Source organism: Arenibacter sp. F26102, assembly GCF_023015865.1.
In the GTDB taxonomy this organism is placed as follows: domain Bacteria; phylum Bacteroidota; class Bacteroidia; order Flavobacteriales; family Flavobacteriaceae; genus Arenibacter.
The window spans coordinates 259,846-275,169 of sequence record NZ_JALKBC010000001.1 but is presented as its reverse complement, the minus strand read 5'-3'; the positions used below and the strand labels follow the sequence as shown (position 1 = coordinate 275,169).

Annotated in this window: 15 protein-coding genes and 1 pseudogene; 5 read left to right on the top strand and 11 right to left on the bottom strand. The window is 39.2% G+C overall.

Annotated elements, in window-relative coordinates:
• Positions 1-7: 7 nt before the first annotated feature.
• Entirely contained in the window at positions 8-211 is a 204-nt protein-coding gene (locus tag MWU78_RS01140; RefSeq protein WP_187582196.1) for a hypothetical protein, read from the top strand.
• Here the strand turns inward: MWU78_RS01140 and MWU78_RS01135 are convergent.
• The 4 genes from MWU78_RS01135 to MWU78_RS01120 form a co-directional block, all read right to left on the bottom strand.
• Entirely contained in the window at positions 208-1,833 is a 1,626-nt protein-coding gene (locus MWU78_RS01135; protein WP_246994178.1) for a S41 family peptidase, read from the bottom strand. The two genes, MWU78_RS01140 and MWU78_RS01135, sit on opposite strands and share 4 nt — an antisense overlap.
• A gap of 16 nt (positions 1,834-1,849) precedes the next feature.
• A complete protein-coding gene (locus MWU78_RS01130) occupies positions 1,850-2,284 on the bottom strand; it encodes a dCMP deaminase family protein (protein ID WP_246994177.1) in 435 nt (144 codons plus the stop codon).
• A 211-nt stretch (positions 2,285-2,495) separates the two neighbouring features.
• Entirely contained in the window at positions 2,496-3,080 is a 585-nt protein-coding gene (locus tag MWU78_RS01125) for a HupE/UreJ family protein (RefSeq protein WP_246994176.1), read from the bottom strand.
• Positions 3,081-3,126: 46 nt separating this feature from the next.
• Positions 3,127-3,864, bottom strand: coding sequence for a TerB family tellurite resistance protein (locus tag MWU78_RS01120; RefSeq protein WP_246994175.1), 738 nt, complete (start codon positions 3,862-3,864; stop codon positions 3,127-3,129).
• A gap of 137 nt (positions 3,865-4,001) precedes the next feature.
• Here MWU78_RS01120 and MWU78_RS01115 point away from each other — a divergent pair, with 137 nt between their 5' ends.
• The 3 genes from MWU78_RS01115 (at position 4,002) to MWU78_RS01105 (ending at position 5,883) form a co-directional block, all read left to right on the top strand.
• On the top strand, positions 4,002-4,412 hold the full coding sequence (locus MWU78_RS01115) for a BrxA/BrxB family bacilliredoxin (RefSeq protein ID WP_246994174.1): 411 nt from the start codon (positions 4,002-4,004) through the stop codon (positions 4,410-4,412).
• An 80-nt stretch (positions 4,413-4,492) separates the two neighbouring features.
• On the top strand, positions 4,493-5,230 hold the full coding sequence (locus MWU78_RS01110) for a lysophospholipid acyltransferase family protein (RefSeq protein WP_246994173.1): 738 nt from the start codon (positions 4,493-4,495) through the stop codon (positions 5,228-5,230).
• Positions 5,227-5,883 carry an HD domain-containing protein gene (locus MWU78_RS01105; protein ID WP_246994172.1) on the top strand — a complete coding sequence of 219 codons (657 nt, stop codon included), beginning with the start codon at positions 5,227-5,229 and terminating at the stop codon, positions 5,881-5,883. Before MWU78_RS01110 ends, MWU78_RS01105 begins: the two co-directional genes overlap by 4 nt.
• Positions 5,884-5,992: 109 nt before the next feature.
• Here the strand turns inward: MWU78_RS01105 and MWU78_RS01100 are convergent.
• The 5 genes and pseudogenes from MWU78_RS01100 to MWU78_RS01080 all read right to left on the bottom strand — a co-directional run bounded on the left by MWU78_RS01100 (position 5,993) and on the right by MWU78_RS01080 (position 11,726).
• Positions 5,993-7,066: pseudogene (locus tag MWU78_RS01100) on the bottom strand (PA0069 family radical SAM protein).
• A 128-nt stretch (positions 7,067-7,194) separates the two neighbouring features.
• Positions 7,195-8,760: a hypothetical protein gene (locus MWU78_RS01095; RefSeq protein WP_246994170.1), complete on the bottom strand. Its 1,566-nt coding sequence runs from the start codon at positions 8,758-8,760 to the stop codon at positions 7,195-7,197.
• 22 nt (positions 8,761-8,782) lie between these two features.
• Positions 8,783-9,565 (bottom strand): enoyl-CoA hydratase-related protein, encoded by a 783-nt coding sequence (locus tag MWU78_RS01090; RefSeq protein WP_246994167.1) that lies wholly within the window; start codon positions 9,563-9,565, stop codon positions 8,783-8,785.
• 53 nt (positions 9,566-9,618) lie between these two features.
• A complete protein-coding gene (locus MWU78_RS01085; protein ID WP_246994676.1) occupies positions 9,619-11,058 on the bottom strand; it encodes an ATP-binding protein in 1,440 nt (479 codons plus the stop codon).
• A 116-nt stretch (positions 11,059-11,174) separates the two neighbouring features.
• Entirely contained in the window at positions 11,175-11,726 is a 552-nt protein-coding gene (locus tag MWU78_RS01080; RefSeq protein WP_246994165.1) for a CopD family protein, read from the bottom strand.
• 263 nt (positions 11,727-11,989) lie between these two features.
• Between MWU78_RS01080 and MWU78_RS01075 the strand changes: the two genes are divergently transcribed.
• Positions 11,990-12,769: a tryptophan-rich sensory protein gene (locus tag MWU78_RS01075; RefSeq protein ID WP_246994163.1), complete on the top strand. Its 780-nt coding sequence runs from the start codon at positions 11,990-11,992 to the stop codon at positions 12,767-12,769.
• Between the two features lie 85 nt (positions 12,770-12,854).
• Here the strand turns inward: MWU78_RS01075 and MWU78_RS01070 are convergent, their stop codons facing one another.
• Both MWU78_RS01070 and hemH read right to left on the bottom strand, forming a co-directional pair.
• The gene (locus MWU78_RS01070) at positions 12,855-14,243 is read right to left on the bottom strand and encodes an MATE family efflux transporter (protein WP_246994161.1); all 1,389 of its coding nucleotides are present in this window, start codon (positions 14,241-14,243) and stop codon (positions 12,855-12,857) included.
• On the bottom strand, positions 14,243-15,274 hold the full coding sequence (gene hemH / locus MWU78_RS01065; protein ID WP_246994159.1) for a ferrochelatase: 1,032 nt from the start codon (positions 15,272-15,274) through the stop codon (positions 14,243-14,245). The genes MWU78_RS01070 and hemH overlap by 1 nt, the downstream gene beginning before the upstream one ends.
• Between the last annotated feature and the right edge of the window lie 50 nt (positions 15,275-15,324).

The following is a 15,324-nucleotide window of genomic DNA, read 5'->3' as shown; positions in this document are numbered from 1 at the left end:
AGGCGAGATGAACAAAATATTAATAGTAATACTCATTGTATTGGGATTGGCCTTAATAGCCTATAACGTAACTTTAGTGGATTTTGAAGACCCTTTTCAGGGAAATAGTATAATAGCCTTAATAGGGATCGTGGCTTCCTTATGCGCCATTGCGCTATTATTGATTTATACTACCTCCAAAAAAATCCAGAAAAAAATAGAACAAGATTAATTTTTGGCTTCAATTTTATCGGCCTCTTTTTGGTTTATGGTTGGTTTATCCAATTCCAAAACCTTTTTCAGCATATCATCTTCCCCGCTTTTTATTTTAGCATAGGTATTGGGGTCGAACAATTGCTCTGCCAAGGTGGCCTTTATATATAATTTTATTTTTTCCTCAAAGGCATAAAAGTCCATTTTGATATTTCTGGCCAAGCAATAGTCTATAAATACCTCAAAGAGGATATCATCTACCCTAAAATTATTGATGAATTCTTCCTTGGAATAGCCCTTGTACTGTGCCCTATTACCGTCCAAATGTTCAAACACAAAATAGGATAGGAAGCCTACGCTTTCCATACTTTCAAAATATTCGGATTCGTTGGTCCCAATGGGCACAAAAACATCTGGTATAATACCACCTCCTCCATAGACCACCTTGCCTTTGGGAGTTTTAAACTTTAACGAATCGGCCACTTTAATACTATCTACGGAAATTAGTTCGCCGCTATGGTAACGATCGGTGAATTTCTGATAATAATCCTTATTCCCCTTGTCGTACGATTTCTGAATGGAACGGCCTGTTGGGGTGTAATATCTTGAAACCGTTAATCGCACCGCGGAGCCGTCTCCCAAATCCATTTCACGCTGCACCAAGCCCTTGCCAAAAGACCTACGACCTATTATGGTACCTATATCATTATCCTGTAAAGATCCAGCAATGATCTCGCTGGCAGAAGCGGAACGCTCATTTATTAAAACATACACGGGTTTATCCTCAAAATCCCCCTTTTTGGTAGCAAATACCTTATCGATCTTGCCCTTTTTGTTTTTAGTAAATAAAATCAATTTACCATCTGTGAGAAATTCGTCCGCCATCTGTTCGGCAATGCCCAAATAACCTCCAGGGTTATCCCTTAGGTCCAAGGTTAATTTCCTAGCTCCTTGTGCTTCCAACTTTCTAAGGGCCGTTCTAAACTCTTTATAGGTAGATTCGGCAAAACGATTTACCTTAATATAACCCATATCCTTGGTAAGCATATAATAAGCCTCTACACTTTTTATGGGAACAACATCTCTTTTTATATTTACACTGAATGTGGTTTTATCATCCTTCCTATATACCTGTAGCTTAACAGGAGATCCCTTTTTCCCCTTAAGTTTTTCCACGACCAAATTATTGGGAATATTCTCCCCATATAAAGTATCATTATCGGCCATTAATATCCGGTCTCCAGGCAGTAGGCCTTGAAGAAAACTTGGTCCGTCCACTACAGTTCTGATCACGGAAATAGTATCCTTGTACATATAGAAATTAACCCCTATCCCAACAAAATCCCCTTTCATATTTTCGGAAACTTTATCCATTTCCTGTTTAGGGATATACACTGAATGTGGATCCAATTTTTCAAGAATATTGTTAACGGTAACATCTACTATGCTATCCGTATTTATCTCATCCACGTATTCATAATCTATATAATCTATAAGTCTATTGAGCTTGTCCTTTTTAGAATTGGTTGTGAAAAGTTTCTCTGGAGAATCATTAAAGTTCAATTTTCCACCAACAAATATTCCCATGGCAATTGCCAGGGCTATTACAGTGGGCCATATGTAGGTGTTTATTTTCTTCATGATTCAAATTAGCATTTTACACATTCACAATTATAGGAAGGTGAACAAGTTGTACTCCAGCCTTTTCAAGAAATTGCAGCCCGGAGTCATCTTTATAGCCTGTCTGATATACCACACGTTTTATGCCAGACTGGTGTATTAGTTTACTGCATTCCTTACACGGAGACAATGTAATGTATAATGTAGCACCCTCACAGGATTGGGTGGAGGAGGCTACCTTGGAAATGGCATTGGCTTCGGCATGCAAAACATACCATTTGGTATAGCCCTCTTCATCCTCACATATATTTTCAAATCCAGTTGGAGTTCCATTATAACCATCAGAAATAATCATCCTATCCTTTACAATGATGGCCCCGACCTGTTTGCGCTTGCAAAAAGAGAGTTTACCCCATTCACTGGCCATACGTAAATACGCTTTATCGTACTTTTCTTGTTTACGTTCTTTCATTCAATAATTTTTCCCACTACTGCATAGGGTCATTTCCGAGTATTGTGCCAAATGAACCCTCTTAATCCTTAACAATGGTTTGTTTCCACAAAGGTAAGGCAACTTTGTTTTGAAAATATTAGCCAATAGGGATTAAATCAATTTTGTAATTACTAAGATAGCCGCTACCAACTATTCCCGCAATCAAGAAAGGTTAAGATTTAGCCAAACTCTACCAAGGAAACGTTGTAATCAACATAGGTATTGTGATGAAAAGAACAATAATCGACATTATTTGGATAAAAGAAGGTTGTTTCACCTTAAACAAGGATCTTACAATGTAATTCCCTGAAAGCACAGCGAGTAGAATCAATATTTGTGAAATTTCTATCCCGGCCGCAAATCCCAATAAGGGTGAAATTTTCTCCTCTTCCCCAGCCATCAACATCTTAAAGTAATTGGAAAACCCAAATCCATGAACGAGTCCAAAAAAACCAGTAGCTGTTAAGTAAGCAGCCATATTTTTTTGATCGGTAGTTTTCCTGGAACCAATTAAATTATAAATACCTGTGAAAAATATGGTGACCGGAATCAAAAATTCAATGAGACTTACATCCACTACCACCACTTCATATACAGAAAGACCAAGTGAAAAACAATGGGCTATTGTAAATACCGTGGCAAGCACCAATACTTTTTTCCAATCCACAAAGGTAAAAGGTATGGTTAGGGCCGCCAAAAACAAGATATGATCATAGGCTTCCAAATCCAATACATGTTCCAATCCCAACATAATATAAAACCCAAAATCTCCCATAATCAATAATTAATGCAGATATATTTACTTTCCATGTAATAAATTATTAAAGACCCCTCTCATGCTGAATAGTTTCATATGCCTTCTGAACCTCTTTAAATTTTTCCTCAGCCCCTTTCTTAATAGCTTCGTTTTCCGTGTTCACCCTATCGGGATGATACTTTTTAGCCATGGTCCTGTAGGCTTTCTTAACCTCCTCGTCCGACACCGATTTTTCAATTTCCAAAATTTTATAGGCATTATCAGCCGATTTGATAAACATAGCCTTAATACTTTCAAAATCGATCTGACTAACCCTAAAATACCCTGCTATTTCCGAAATTTTATCAATTTCTGCCGGGCGCAAGGTCCCATCAGCCTGGGCGATACCGAACAAAAAATGTAATAATTGAAGCCTAACCTCATATCTGGTTCGTTGATTTAGATAACTGCATATACGTTCTGCGGACACCTCCCTTTTTTTAACAACCTCATTAAAGGTCCTAAAAATAGCATTGGCCTTGTCCTTGCCATAGGTGCTCACAAAATATCGCCTTACATAATCCATCTCCGTCTGGCTAACGGATCCATCCGATTTTATGACAATGGAACAAAGGGAAAGCAGATTAATCTCAAAATCGGCTGGAGATACATTTTGTTGGGTAATATCCTTAAAAATAGACCTCGCACCTCCACCGCCCGAGCTTCTTAGGTTATCGAAAAAACTACCAATTATAAATCCTAGAATAGCCCCTGGAAACCTAAAGGTGTAATATCCTAATATTGCGGCAAACCATTTAATCATCTTATATCCAAATTTTGGCAAAGATATAATTTTACGGTACAAAAGAAGGTCTAATGAAAAGTTAAGGTATTTCATTAGTATGCTTCAAAATGGTTATCTTTGAAAACTTTATTAATAATCGAATAAAATATAATACTATGTATCCTGCGGAATTAGTAAAACCTATGAGACAAGACTTGGCAGTTGCCGGTTTTGAAGAATTATATACAGCCGATGCGGTTGAAAGTGCCATAAGTAAAAAAGGAACTACTTTGGTTGTGGTTAACTCGGTTTGCGGTTGTGCTGCTGCCAATGCCAGACCAGCAGCCAAAATGAGCCTACAAAACCCTAAAAAACCAAATCATTTGGTAACTGTATTTGCCGGTGTGGATACTGAAGCCGTTGACGCGGCAAGGAGTGCAATGATTCCTTTTCCCCCGTCTTCCCCAAGCATGGCCCTGTTTAAGGATGGTGAATTGGTACACATGATAGAACGTCACCATATAGAAGGCAGACCTGCAGAAGTTATTGCAGAAAATTTAATGGAAGCCTACAACGAATTCTGTTAATGAACTGAGACCTCATTAATATTTGGAAATATTCTTGAATGAAACCGCTTTGTAATAGAGCGGTTTTTTATTTTTGTAACATGCAAAAAGTATTGGCATTTCCCTTGTCGGCCCTTTACCTTATATTATTTGGGCTTACCTTGCTCCTTTTCCATCCCATTCAATGGGTCTGCTTTAATTGGTTTGGTTATAACGCCCACAGAATGAGCGTGGCCCTATTGAACCTAACCCTTTTACGGTGCACCCATATTCTAGGCACCCGTTACACGATTAAAAATCTTCAAGATATACCAACAGATCGGCCAGCTATTATAGTGCTCAACCATCAAAGCATGCATGATATTCCTCCCATTATTTGGTTCATGAGGAAACATCACCCCAAGTTCGTCAGTAAAAAGGAACTGGGTAAGGGCATCCCTAGTGTTTCCTATAATCTAAGGCATGGTGGTTCTGTGCTAATAAACAGAAAGGACAGTAGACAGTCCTTAACCGAAATAGCAAAGTTGGGGAGTTATATTGAAAAGCATAAACGCTCGGCCGTAATATTCCCCGAGGGTACGAGAAGTAAAACGGGCCAACCCAAAAAATTCCATTTAACGGGTTTAAAGGTGCTGTTAAAAAAAGCACCCTCTGCGATAATAATCCCTATTAGCATCAACAATTCCTGGAAAATGCTGAAATATGGCAAATTCCCCTATGGACTCTGCAACCACATTACTTTCGATGTGCACAAACCATTGCAAAATAACGGAGATGTGGAATTACTCATTGAAAAGGTTGAAAAAACCATAACCCAGGCCATAATTCCATCTGCATGACCAACACACAGATCATAGAAGAAACTATAACCTTTGTGAAAGAAACGCTGAAGGGAGCAGAAGGAGGACACGATTGGTTTCATATCCAACGCGTTTTTAAGAACACACTTCTCATAGCCAAGGACGAAAAGGTAGATGTGCTTGTTGTTAGTTTAGGAGCTCTTTTACATGATATTGCCGATGCCAAGTTCAATGCCGGGGATGAAACCGTAGGCCCTAAAATGGCCGCCGAATTTTTAACTTCTTTAAATATAGAGAAAAAGGTATTGGACCATGTGGTAAAAATTATTGAAAACATTTCTTTTAAATCCACTTTGGATTCCAAAAAGTCATTTACTTCCAAAGAACTCGATGTGGTGCAGGATGCCGACCGTTTGGATGCCATTGGCGCAATTGGAATTGCCCGCGCCTTTAACTATGGCGGGTTTAAGAATAGGGAACTATACAACCCGGAAATTGCCCCGAACCTACAGATGACCAAGGAGGAGTACAAAAAGTCCGACGCACCCACCATAAACCATTTTTATGAAAAACTTCTGCTTCTAAAGGATAAAATGAATACCAAATCCGGCAAGAAACTGGCGGAAAAAAGGCATCAATTTATGTTGGATTATTTGGAGCAATTCTATAAGGAATGGAATGGAAATGCCTAAGAACGAGAGTGAATACCTTTCAGTATAATTTTATTTTCCGTCTATAGGCCATTGGTCTATACATAACCCTGTATCCAATACCTGCTCCCAGATTAAGAAAAACCCTGTGCTAAAATAACTTCAACTGACCTCCCTTGTAGGATTCATAAAGCTCCGTATTAAGTTTGGGAAAGGTTTTATCCTTAAAATATTTTTGTCGCGCCAAATGGGCCAAATCCTTAATTTGCTGTGCAATTTTACCTTCACCCCTGTTACGAATTCCAAAGCGACTATCATTTAAGGTTCCCCCAAGGCAGTCCGCTATCTGCTGCAGTACTTTATTGGCCCTGTCAGGTAGGGTCTTTTTTATCCAATCCTCAAATATTTGGCCTATGGCCCCATTCAGCCTAACCACGGTAAACCCAAAGGAAAGGGCCCCGTTATCTGATACCGCCTGGGCCAAATTAAGTATTTCATGACTGTTTATACCTGGAATAATTGGGGCCAACATAGCATTTACCGGAATATTATTTTCAGATAATATTCTAATGGTCTCCAGTCTCTTTTTAATGGTTGTAGTCCTTGGTTCCAATATACGCCTGGTTTCTTCGGATAAAGAGGTTACGGAAATATTTACCCCGATCAAATTATCCGATGCCAATTGAGTCAGAATATCCAAATCTCTTAATACCAATGAATTCTTAGTAATTATGCCTACCGGATGACGGTATCTTAGAAAAACCTCCAGACAAGCCCTAGTAATTTTAAATTAATGTTCTGCAGGTTGATAGCAATCCGTATTCCCAGAAAGTACAATGGTAGCTGCCTTCCAATTTTTACTTTTCAATTTGGCCTCCAATAAGGCCGGAGCATCCTTTTTTACTAGAATTTTTCGTTCAAAATCGAGTCCGGCGCTATAACCCCAGTACTCATGAGTATTCCTTGCATAACAATAAATGCAACCGTGCTCACAGCCTTGGTATGGATTCAAGGAAAAGCTCATACCTACGTCAGGACTATTGACCTTATTAACGATAGATTTTGGAAAGATGGGAAGGTACTGTGTTTTGTTATGGTCCGCAGTTTCCCCCTCCAAGCGACAAAACTCCAAAAAATCGGCCCTTAATTCATTGGAAAATTGGGCAAATCTATTGTTGGAATTATGTTGGGCACCACGACCTTTTATATAATTATTAGATTTCAATATAATGGATTTAATCCAAAAATATGGAATTTATCCAAATAAAGTGGTGGTGGATATGTTAATTAATTAAACAGGACAGAGTACCCTATTAATCATTACAGACAAAAACCTTTAAATAAAATTACGGTTTATGGAGTATTAATTTCTACGCTCACCAATTGCTTTTTGGAACCTCTTTTGGCATAGTAGAGCATTCGGCTATTCTCCCTATCAATTAAAGGCATAGAGACCATTAAAGGGAGTCTGGCTTCATTGTCATCGATAACCTTCTCATAACTGATCTTACCATCATTGTCCAACCTAATCATGAAAACATTTCTATTACGGCTAAGGCCCTGCCTAAAAATTAGCCTTTCACCACTTAACAATTGTGGATTTTCAGAAGCGGTGCTGATTACATAATAGGTATTATCGCCCCTAGCACAGGAACTATAGGAAGCATAGGCTCCATCACCTTGGGTAACCTCCGATTTGTTAATATTTCTGGCCCAAATAATATCTCCCTCTGCATTTAATTTGGCACTTACAATATCATTGTAGTGAAACCTTTCAATTTTTACCCTGGAACCAGTTGGGTCTTGTTGTACACTGGAGGTAACAAAATACTCTTCCGCATTAAATAGAATGGAGTTATCCTTGGTTACACTAACATCCTTAAAGACTAAATTCTTAATCTCTAAATCCCCGTCCCTACCAAATTTATCTGCCATAAATTGTTGTGAAAACGGATTGTATTTTTTAGCATTAAGGACCAGAGAGTTTCTGTCGAGTTCAAAATAGGCCAAGCCATTATATCTATTATCCTTTCGATCTGCATAAAATCCGACACAGATCAATTTACCATTCGCAATTATAGGCTTTAAAGCTTCAGAAAATTTTCCAGGGTCGTCAAAAGTCTGTATCCCGGCCCCGTTTTTGGTCACCTTTAGCAATTCATATTGAAATTTGCGATCTGTGGCAGCAAATCGTTTCTTTTTATAATAGGCCTTACCCACAAGATATAACTGACTTAAATCTTTAGATGTAACCATGTTTTCAAAAGCATAGTTCTTTTCTTCTATCTGTTCGGAGAAATCGTACTCCATAAGCTTGTTCAGACTACTATTGAAGAGATATACAAAATGCTTTTCATCCCTTCCCTTTTTAAAATGGGTACTAATGGCAAATGCAGATTTGTCCTCGTTAAAAAAGGTGGTGGTAGTAAAACCTGATGAAAAATTCCTCTTGTAGTAGTTATGGTCCAAAGGCTCGGCTACTTCCTGGGAAGAGATGGAAAGAATGGTCTCCTCGGTAAAATTAAAACTACTAATCGGACTTCTATGTACAACATAATCATAAGACCCCTTACCAAGATTGTATTCCAACAAAAGTATATTCAGTTGTCCGTTCTTAACAAAGGCATTTACAAAATCGAGCCCCTTTATCTTGTAATTATACTCTGCAACCAGCTCTAAATCCTTATTGTAATGCTCAATATAATAGCCCCTAGGTTTTAAAATTATTCCAGTGTAATAGGAGCGTACCAAAAGAGTACCTCCCATACCGTCATCTGAAATTTCCAACAAATTGGAATATTTGTACCTATCGTTATATTTTTCTCCAAAACTATATTTCACAGGCATTTCCTGTGCTTGAGTCAAGTAGAAAAAGGACAAAAACAAGCTTAGCAACCCAAGGTTTTTCCTGATATTCATAACAAGCTATTTAGGGCATATTTTAAGCACCCGGAAAATTGGCTTTTCTTTTTTCCAAAAAGGCAGCGGTCCCTTCCTTAAAATCCGAAGTACCAAAACAACTGCCAAAAGCCTCTATTTCCGTTTTGAACCCATTAATACTATTGTTAAAACCAGCATTTATCGCTTTTATTGCATAACTGATGGCTACAGGTGAATTATTCGATATCTTACCTGCAAATTTCATACATAGATCCATTAAATGCTCTTGTTCAACCACATAGTTGATCAACCCAAACTCCAATGCTTTAGACGCATCGATCATTCCTGCGGTAAGGATCATTTCCATGGCCCTGCCCCTACCTATTAGTTGCGGTAAGCGCTGTGTGCCGCCATAACCCGGTATAACACCCAAGGAAACTTCAGGTAGACCCATTCTTGCATTGTGGCTGGCTACCCTGAAATGGCAGGCCATGGCCAATTCCAAACCACCTCCCAATGCAAATCCGTTGACTGCTGCTATAACGGGAGTGGATAGATTTTCTACAAAATCGAACAACTGTTTTTGACCTTTTGATGCCAGTTTCCCACCTTCTTTCTCTGAAAAATTGGCGAACTCGGAAATATCGGCTCCGGCCACAAATGCTTTTTCACCGCTTCCCGTTAAAATTATCACCTTTACATTTTTATCCTTTTCCAAGCCTTTAAAGGCAAAGTGCAGCTCTTTTATAGTTGCCTTATTAAGTGCATTCAACTTTGTTGGCCTATTAATGGTGATGATGGCTACATTTGCTTCTGAATTAATTAGTAAATTTTCGTATTGCATTGCTTTAAGATTAAGTTAAACCTTGTATTATAAAACATCCAGTATCTACTTTATTATGCATTCGGGCCAATTGAATTTACTCCTGCCTTGGCAATAGGAAACCGGACGGTAAACACGGTTCCTTTGTTGATCTCCGATGTAAAATTGATCGTGCCTTTATAGTTTTCCACAATATTTTTCACCATCCCTAACCCAAGACCCATTCCACTGCTCTTGGTAGTGAATTTGGGTTCAAAAACCTTCTCCCTTACTTCCAAGGGTATCCCAAGACCATTATCTTCGACGGTGATTTTTACAAAATCACCGTCTTGGGAAACGGTTACCATTATATAAGGAGACTCAACTTTCACGATGGCCTGGGTGGCGTTTTTAACAAGATTGGTAACTACCCTAATTAATTGGGTCCGATCTAATTTGGCTATTATTTCCTCTTCGTCGGACGAAAAGTGAATATAGTTTTCATCAAAAATATCCACAGCCATCTTTACAATCTTCACCACATTTAAAGTCTCGTTCTGCTGGGCTGGCATATTGGCAAAGTTGGAAAATGCCGAGGCGATACTACTCATAGTATCAATTTGCTGAATCAGTGTTTTTGAATATTCTGAAACTTTTTTCACAATATCCGGATCCTTGGGGTCGAATCTACGTTCAAAATTCTGTACGCTCAGGCGCATGGGTGTAAGGGGGTTTTTAATCTCATGTGCCACCTGTTTTGCCATTTCTCGCCATGCTTGCTCCCGCTCCCCTTTTGCCAATTTTGCTGCACTTACCTCCAGCTCATCGATCATTTCGTTATAAGAGGTAATCAATTTGCCAATTTCCTCACTCGGATTCTCCACAATAATTTTTTCGTTCCGTTTGGTCAAATCTGTCTGATTTAATCTGTCCGAAATGGTCTGCAAGGATCTGGTAATGTATTTGGAAATAAAATAGGCAAGGCCAATGGCCAATAGCATCAACAGAAGATAAGCGCCTGTTAGCCTTAACAGTATTTCCTTTAATTCCTTGTCGTTAAATGAATTGTCCTCAAAATAAGGCAGGTTTAAAATACCGATATGTTTAAATCTTTTGTCGCTTATGTAGGTATAGGAAGCCTGATAATTATATCCAGCGGCCGATTTTTGTTCTACATACCTTTTGGAGGGCATGGTAGCCAATTTATTCAACACTTCGGCATCCAAACAGGTGGAAATGGAATCTATTTCAAATTTGGGCCTAGAACTTTTAATTAATTGGCCCTGCAGATCGTAAATATTAAAATTAATATTCTGTACCAGGGCAATCTCATATATTTCATCCTTAAAAATATGCCCCAAATTTTCCGTAGTTACAGGATAGGTAGTCTTTTGAAGTACTAAATCTATACTTTGCTTTATCTGTTCCTCTTTACGTTCCATACGTTCAGTATGGTAATCCCTATTCTGCTCACTGTACTGGTACACGGTAACTGCTGCAATCAATACAAATGCAATCACCACCCAAAAAATCATGGAGATAAAAATCCGGGAACGCAAGGAAAAGTTTGTGAGCAACTGAAATCTAATTTAGTTTTTAAAGGTAACAATTATCACGCCAAAATTAACAGCAACGAAGGGTCAAATGGCACCTAAGCTTCCGGATTTTTGTCGCGGATCCGCTTATAAAGTCTAATGCCCAGCATTAGCAACACTCCCAGCACAATAATTCCGACAACACCAAAAATCCAATTAAAAGTACCCTTTAAAATAACCAAAAAGACCACCGCGAACAATATCAGCGTGGCTCCCTCATTCCAAATGCGCATAAACCTGGAAGTATATTTTACCTCATCACGCTGCAATTGTTTATAAATCTGATGATTTTTTAGGTGGTAGACAAAAAGCAACACCACAAAGGTGAGTTTTATATGCATCCACGGTTGTTGCAACCAAGCTGGATATAATACCAGTAACCAAATAGCGAACAATGTGGCCAAAATGGCGGAAGGCCAGGTAATGATAAACCATAAACGCTTGGTCATCAACTTCAATTGATGGGTTAGGATCTCCCTTTCAGGCGACGGTCTTTGATCTGCCTCAATATGATAGATAAACAATCGAGGCACATAAAACAATCCAGCAAACCAGGTAACCACAAAAATGAGGTGTAAGGCTTTAATATAATTGTAATAGTCGGTCATTTAATAGCTCTTGTTCCGTAAAGATAGTAGACCGTTTTCTGAAAAACTAATCTTTGGTATCCGTACTGGTTTATACCCTTAATACAGGAGGCCAGGCCGATTATGAAATCTCCTAAACTCATTGTCTTTCGGAAAATGTCTTGCGTATTTCTCGACGAAAAAAATACAATACGCCTTGCAAGATTATTAAGATTTATTTGGAATGACCTATTTTTTTTAGAATAAGGAACTAATTCCCTGGAAAAGTTACGTAATTTAGGTAAATGCAAAGAAAACTATCTGTTATAAACCTACTCTCAGTGGTTTTGGTCATTGCCGTAAATTATATTTCACAAGCCGTCCGCATTAACGATACCACTATAGGGGAGTTAAGTCAGCGGTACACAAATCTTTTCACTCCCGCCGGTTATGCATTTGCCATTTGGGGCCTCATTTTTCTAGGCTTATTGGCCTATGCCCTTTATCAAATCAAAGTTGTTTTTTTTGATAGGAAAGAACTTGCTTACATAGAACAGACCGGATATTGGTTTGCACTTGCCAATGTCTTGAATGCCACATGGGTCATTACCTTTGCATATGATTATATGGGCTTAACCGTTATTATCATTGCCGGAATCCTAATCTCCCTGCTAAAAATCATTATTAATACGAATATGGAACGATGGGATGCTCCTAAGGAAATAATAGCCTTTTCCTGGTGGCCCATTTGTCTTTACAGTGGATGGATTACCGTTGCTACTATAGCCAATATTGCACTTTATCTAACTAAAATAGGTTGGAACGGTGCATTTCTAACCGAAGTGCAATGGACCATTATTCTCATGGTCGTTGCCACTTTGATAAATTTGGTCATCATTTACAAAAGAAGCATGCGCGAATTTGCCGCGGTTGGGGTTTGGGCACTTTTCGCAATCTATATTAGACATCAGGACAGTCTGGAAATCCTAGCATATACGGCTCTGGCTTGTATTGCTGTCCTTTTATCGGTGATACTATTCCACGGATATAGCAATAGGAAAACCAACCCCTTTTTTAAGCATTGAATTACTTAAAAATCGGATTATAAAATGGCTGCTTTGTAATTATCCGCCAAATCCATTACAAGATGTAAATTTCTTATAGCCTTTATTACCATGGCTTCTTCACCAAGGTCGCCCTCACCTCTTTCCTTAAAAAATAACCTGTAACAAGCGTGGCAAGGACATCTGCAATGGGAAATGAAATCCATACTCCCAATTCTCCCAAGTAGTTTGGTAAAATTAGAATGAGCGGTATAAAAAAGAATCCCTGTCGGCTTAAGGTCAACAATAGTGCCGGTACAGCTTTACCGATGGCCTGAAAATAGGCCGCACCGATCAATTGAACCGCAATAATCGGAGTTGCCGCAAAGACCCAGCGCATTGCCGAGGGGGTATGTTCCAATACAAAGGTATTCATGGCCAATTCGTCTGTGGACATATCGGCCCGATTACTCAAGAACAAGGCTGCAATCTCCGCCGGGAAAATCATGAGCCCCACAAACACTATAAAAGCCAAGCCTGCAGCATAAAGGATTGCGGTATTTATCGATTCCCGTACCCTTTGGTATTTTTTGGCTCCGTAATTAAAGCCTGCGATAGGCAGAAATCCCTGAGTTACCCCAAAAACAGGGAAAAAGGCAAACATTAGCATCCGGGCAATAATGGCATAGACAGCAATCATTGCCTCTCCTCCCAATCCAAAGAGGATATTGTTCATCAATAAATAGATTAAACTTATTACGGCCTGCCTGGACAAGGTAACAAAACCCAAGGCCCCTATTTCCCTCAGAATAGGTCGGTCCAGTCCAAAATGGGACCATTTCAATTTAAGCTCGGAATTTTTGGAAAGAAAAAAATAAAGGATATAGGCAAAACAAAGAAAATACCCAATGGTTGTTGCCCAAGCTGCCCCTTCCATTCCCCAGTCAAAGACATAGATGAAGATATAATCCATCAACAGATTTCCTACCGAGGGAATGATCATAGCGTTCATGGCAAATCTAGGCTTGCCTTCCGCCCTAATCACCGTATTTCCCATCATACAAAGGGCCAAAAACGGCACACCGTACAAAACAATGGTATAATATATTTTGGCCGGTCCAAAAATATCCCCCTTGCCCCCAAAGGCAGGAATAAGGCTATTTACATAATACAGCCCCAATATTACCATAACTATGGTAACCAGAAGTGTTAGGGCAATTTGATTTCCAAAGGTTCTTAGTGCCTTTTCCCTATTATTTTCGCCCAAGGCGCGGGAAATAATGCTGGAACCCCCAATGCCGATGGCCATTCCTAAAGCTGCTATAAAAAAGGATACCGGAAGCACTACATTTATTGCGGCTATGGCAATAGAGCCTATCCAGTTACCCACAAAAATAGAATCTACCAGAACGTTCAAAGACATGACTAAAATACCTATAGAGGCCGGAACTGCTTGTTTTACCAGCAATTTACCAATAGGCTCGCTGCCCAACTGTTCTGATGAAACCTTGGCCATTACACTGGAAGTGTTTCCTTAGTCTCCCAGTCTCCGATCCATTTAACCATTAAGCTCACCCAGGCTTCATTGGCGTTTAGGCATGGTATATGCTTATAGTCCTCCCCTCCTGCTTCTTGAAACTGATGTTTTCCTTCCATGGCTATTTCCTCCAAAGTTTCCAGACAATCTGCGACAAAGGCAGGAGTAATTACCGCCAATCGCTTAATGCCCTCTTTTCCAAAACGCTCGAACTCAAAGTCGGTATAAGGTTTTAACCAAGGATCGTTGGGCAATCTGGACTGAAAGGAAAGACTCACCTTATCATTGGAAAGACCAAGGTTTTCCTTTACTTTTTCTGTCATCTCGTAACACTGATGGCGATAGCAGGTATGGTGCGCCACCGAATTGGTCTTACAACAGTTGTCATCTATCTTGCAATGGAATTTTGTAGGGTCTGACTTTCTAATATGTCTTTCGGGAATACCGTGGTAGGAAAATAAAATATGGTCATATTCAAAACCTTTCAATCCCTCAGCAATACTTTTTGAAAGTACTTCGATATAGTCCGTATTTTTATAAAACGCCGGAAGTGTCGTAATTTCCATTTTGGGGAAAAATTCCTCCCGTACCTCCATGGTCTTTACCACAACCGTTTCATATGAAGACATGGCATAATGCGGATATAAAGGAACCAACAGTACCTCATCCACTCCTTTTTTATGAAGCTGATCAAGGGCTTTTTTAATGGTCATACTACCATAACGCATTCCCAATGCGACCGGAATTTCACTTTGTTCGTTTACCTTGTCCGCAAAGCGTTCGGAAATTACAACTAAGGGAGATCCCTCTTCCCACCATATCTTTTTGTAGGCCTCGGCGGATTTCTTGGGTCTTGTTTGTAAAATAATCCCCCGTACAATAATATTCCTTAACCACCGGGGAACATCAATAACCCTTTCATCCATTAAAAATTCGTCCAAATAAGGTTTAACATCCTTGGGTGTGGGACTATCCGGGGAACCTAGGTTTACCAACAAAACTCCTTTCATTATTCCTTTTGTATTAATTTACTTGAACAGCAAAAATAACACATGCAGTG

Excerpts from the sequence above, each read along its gene's own strand:
- MWU78_RS01105 (WP_246994172.1), top strand. The coding sequence starts at position 5,227 with ATGACCAACACACAGATCATAGAAGAAACTATAACCTTTGTGAAAGAA.
- MWU78_RS01120 (WP_246994175.1), bottom strand. The coding sequence starts at position 3,864 with ATGATTAAATGGTTTGCCGCAATATTAGGATATTACACCTTTAGGTTT.
- MWU78_RS01070 (WP_246994161.1), bottom strand. The coding sequence starts at position 14,243 with ATGGCCAAGGTTTCATCAGAACAGTTGGGCAGCGAGCCTATTGGTAAA.
- hemH (WP_246994159.1), bottom strand. The coding sequence starts at position 15,274 with ATGAAAGGAGTTTTGTTGGTAAACCTAGGTTCCCCGGATAGTCCCACA.
- MWU78_RS01130 (WP_246994177.1), bottom strand. The coding sequence starts at position 2,284 with ATGAAAGAACGTAAACAAGAAAAGTACGATAAAGCGTATTTACGTATG.
- MWU78_RS01115 (WP_246994174.1), top strand. The coding sequence starts at position 4,002 with ATGTATCCTGCGGAATTAGTAAAACCTATGAGACAAGACTTGGCAGTT.
- MWU78_RS01075 (WP_246994163.1), top strand. The coding sequence starts at position 11,990 with ATGCAAAGAAAACTATCTGTTATAAACCTACTCTCAGTGGTTTTGGTC.
- MWU78_RS01110 (WP_246994173.1), top strand. The coding sequence starts at position 4,493 with ATGCAAAAAGTATTGGCATTTCCCTTGTCGGCCCTTTACCTTATATTA.
- MWU78_RS01090 (WP_246994167.1), bottom strand. The coding sequence starts at position 9,565 with ATGCAATACGAAAATTTACTAATTAATTCAGAAGCAAATGTAGCCATC.
- MWU78_RS01125 (WP_246994176.1), bottom strand. The coding sequence starts at position 3,080 with ATGGGAGATTTTGGGTTTTATATTATGTTGGGATTGGAACATGTATTG.
- MWU78_RS01095 (WP_246994170.1), bottom strand. The coding sequence starts at position 8,760 with ATGAATATCAGGAAAAACCTTGGGTTGCTAAGCTTGTTTTTGTCCTTT.
- MWU78_RS01085 (WP_246994676.1), bottom strand. The coding sequence starts at position 11,058 with ATGATTTTTTGGGTGGTGATTGCATTTGTATTGATTGCAGCAGTTACC.
- MWU78_RS01140 (WP_187582196.1), top strand. The coding sequence starts at position 8 with ATGAACAAAATATTAATAGTAATACTCATTGTATTGGGATTGGCCTTA.
- MWU78_RS01135 (WP_246994178.1), bottom strand. The coding sequence starts at position 1,833 with ATGAAGAAAATAAACACCTACATATGGCCCACTGTAATAGCCCTGGCA.
- MWU78_RS01080 (WP_246994165.1), bottom strand. The coding sequence starts at position 11,726 with ATGACCGACTATTACAATTATATTAAAGCCTTACACCTCATTTTTGTG.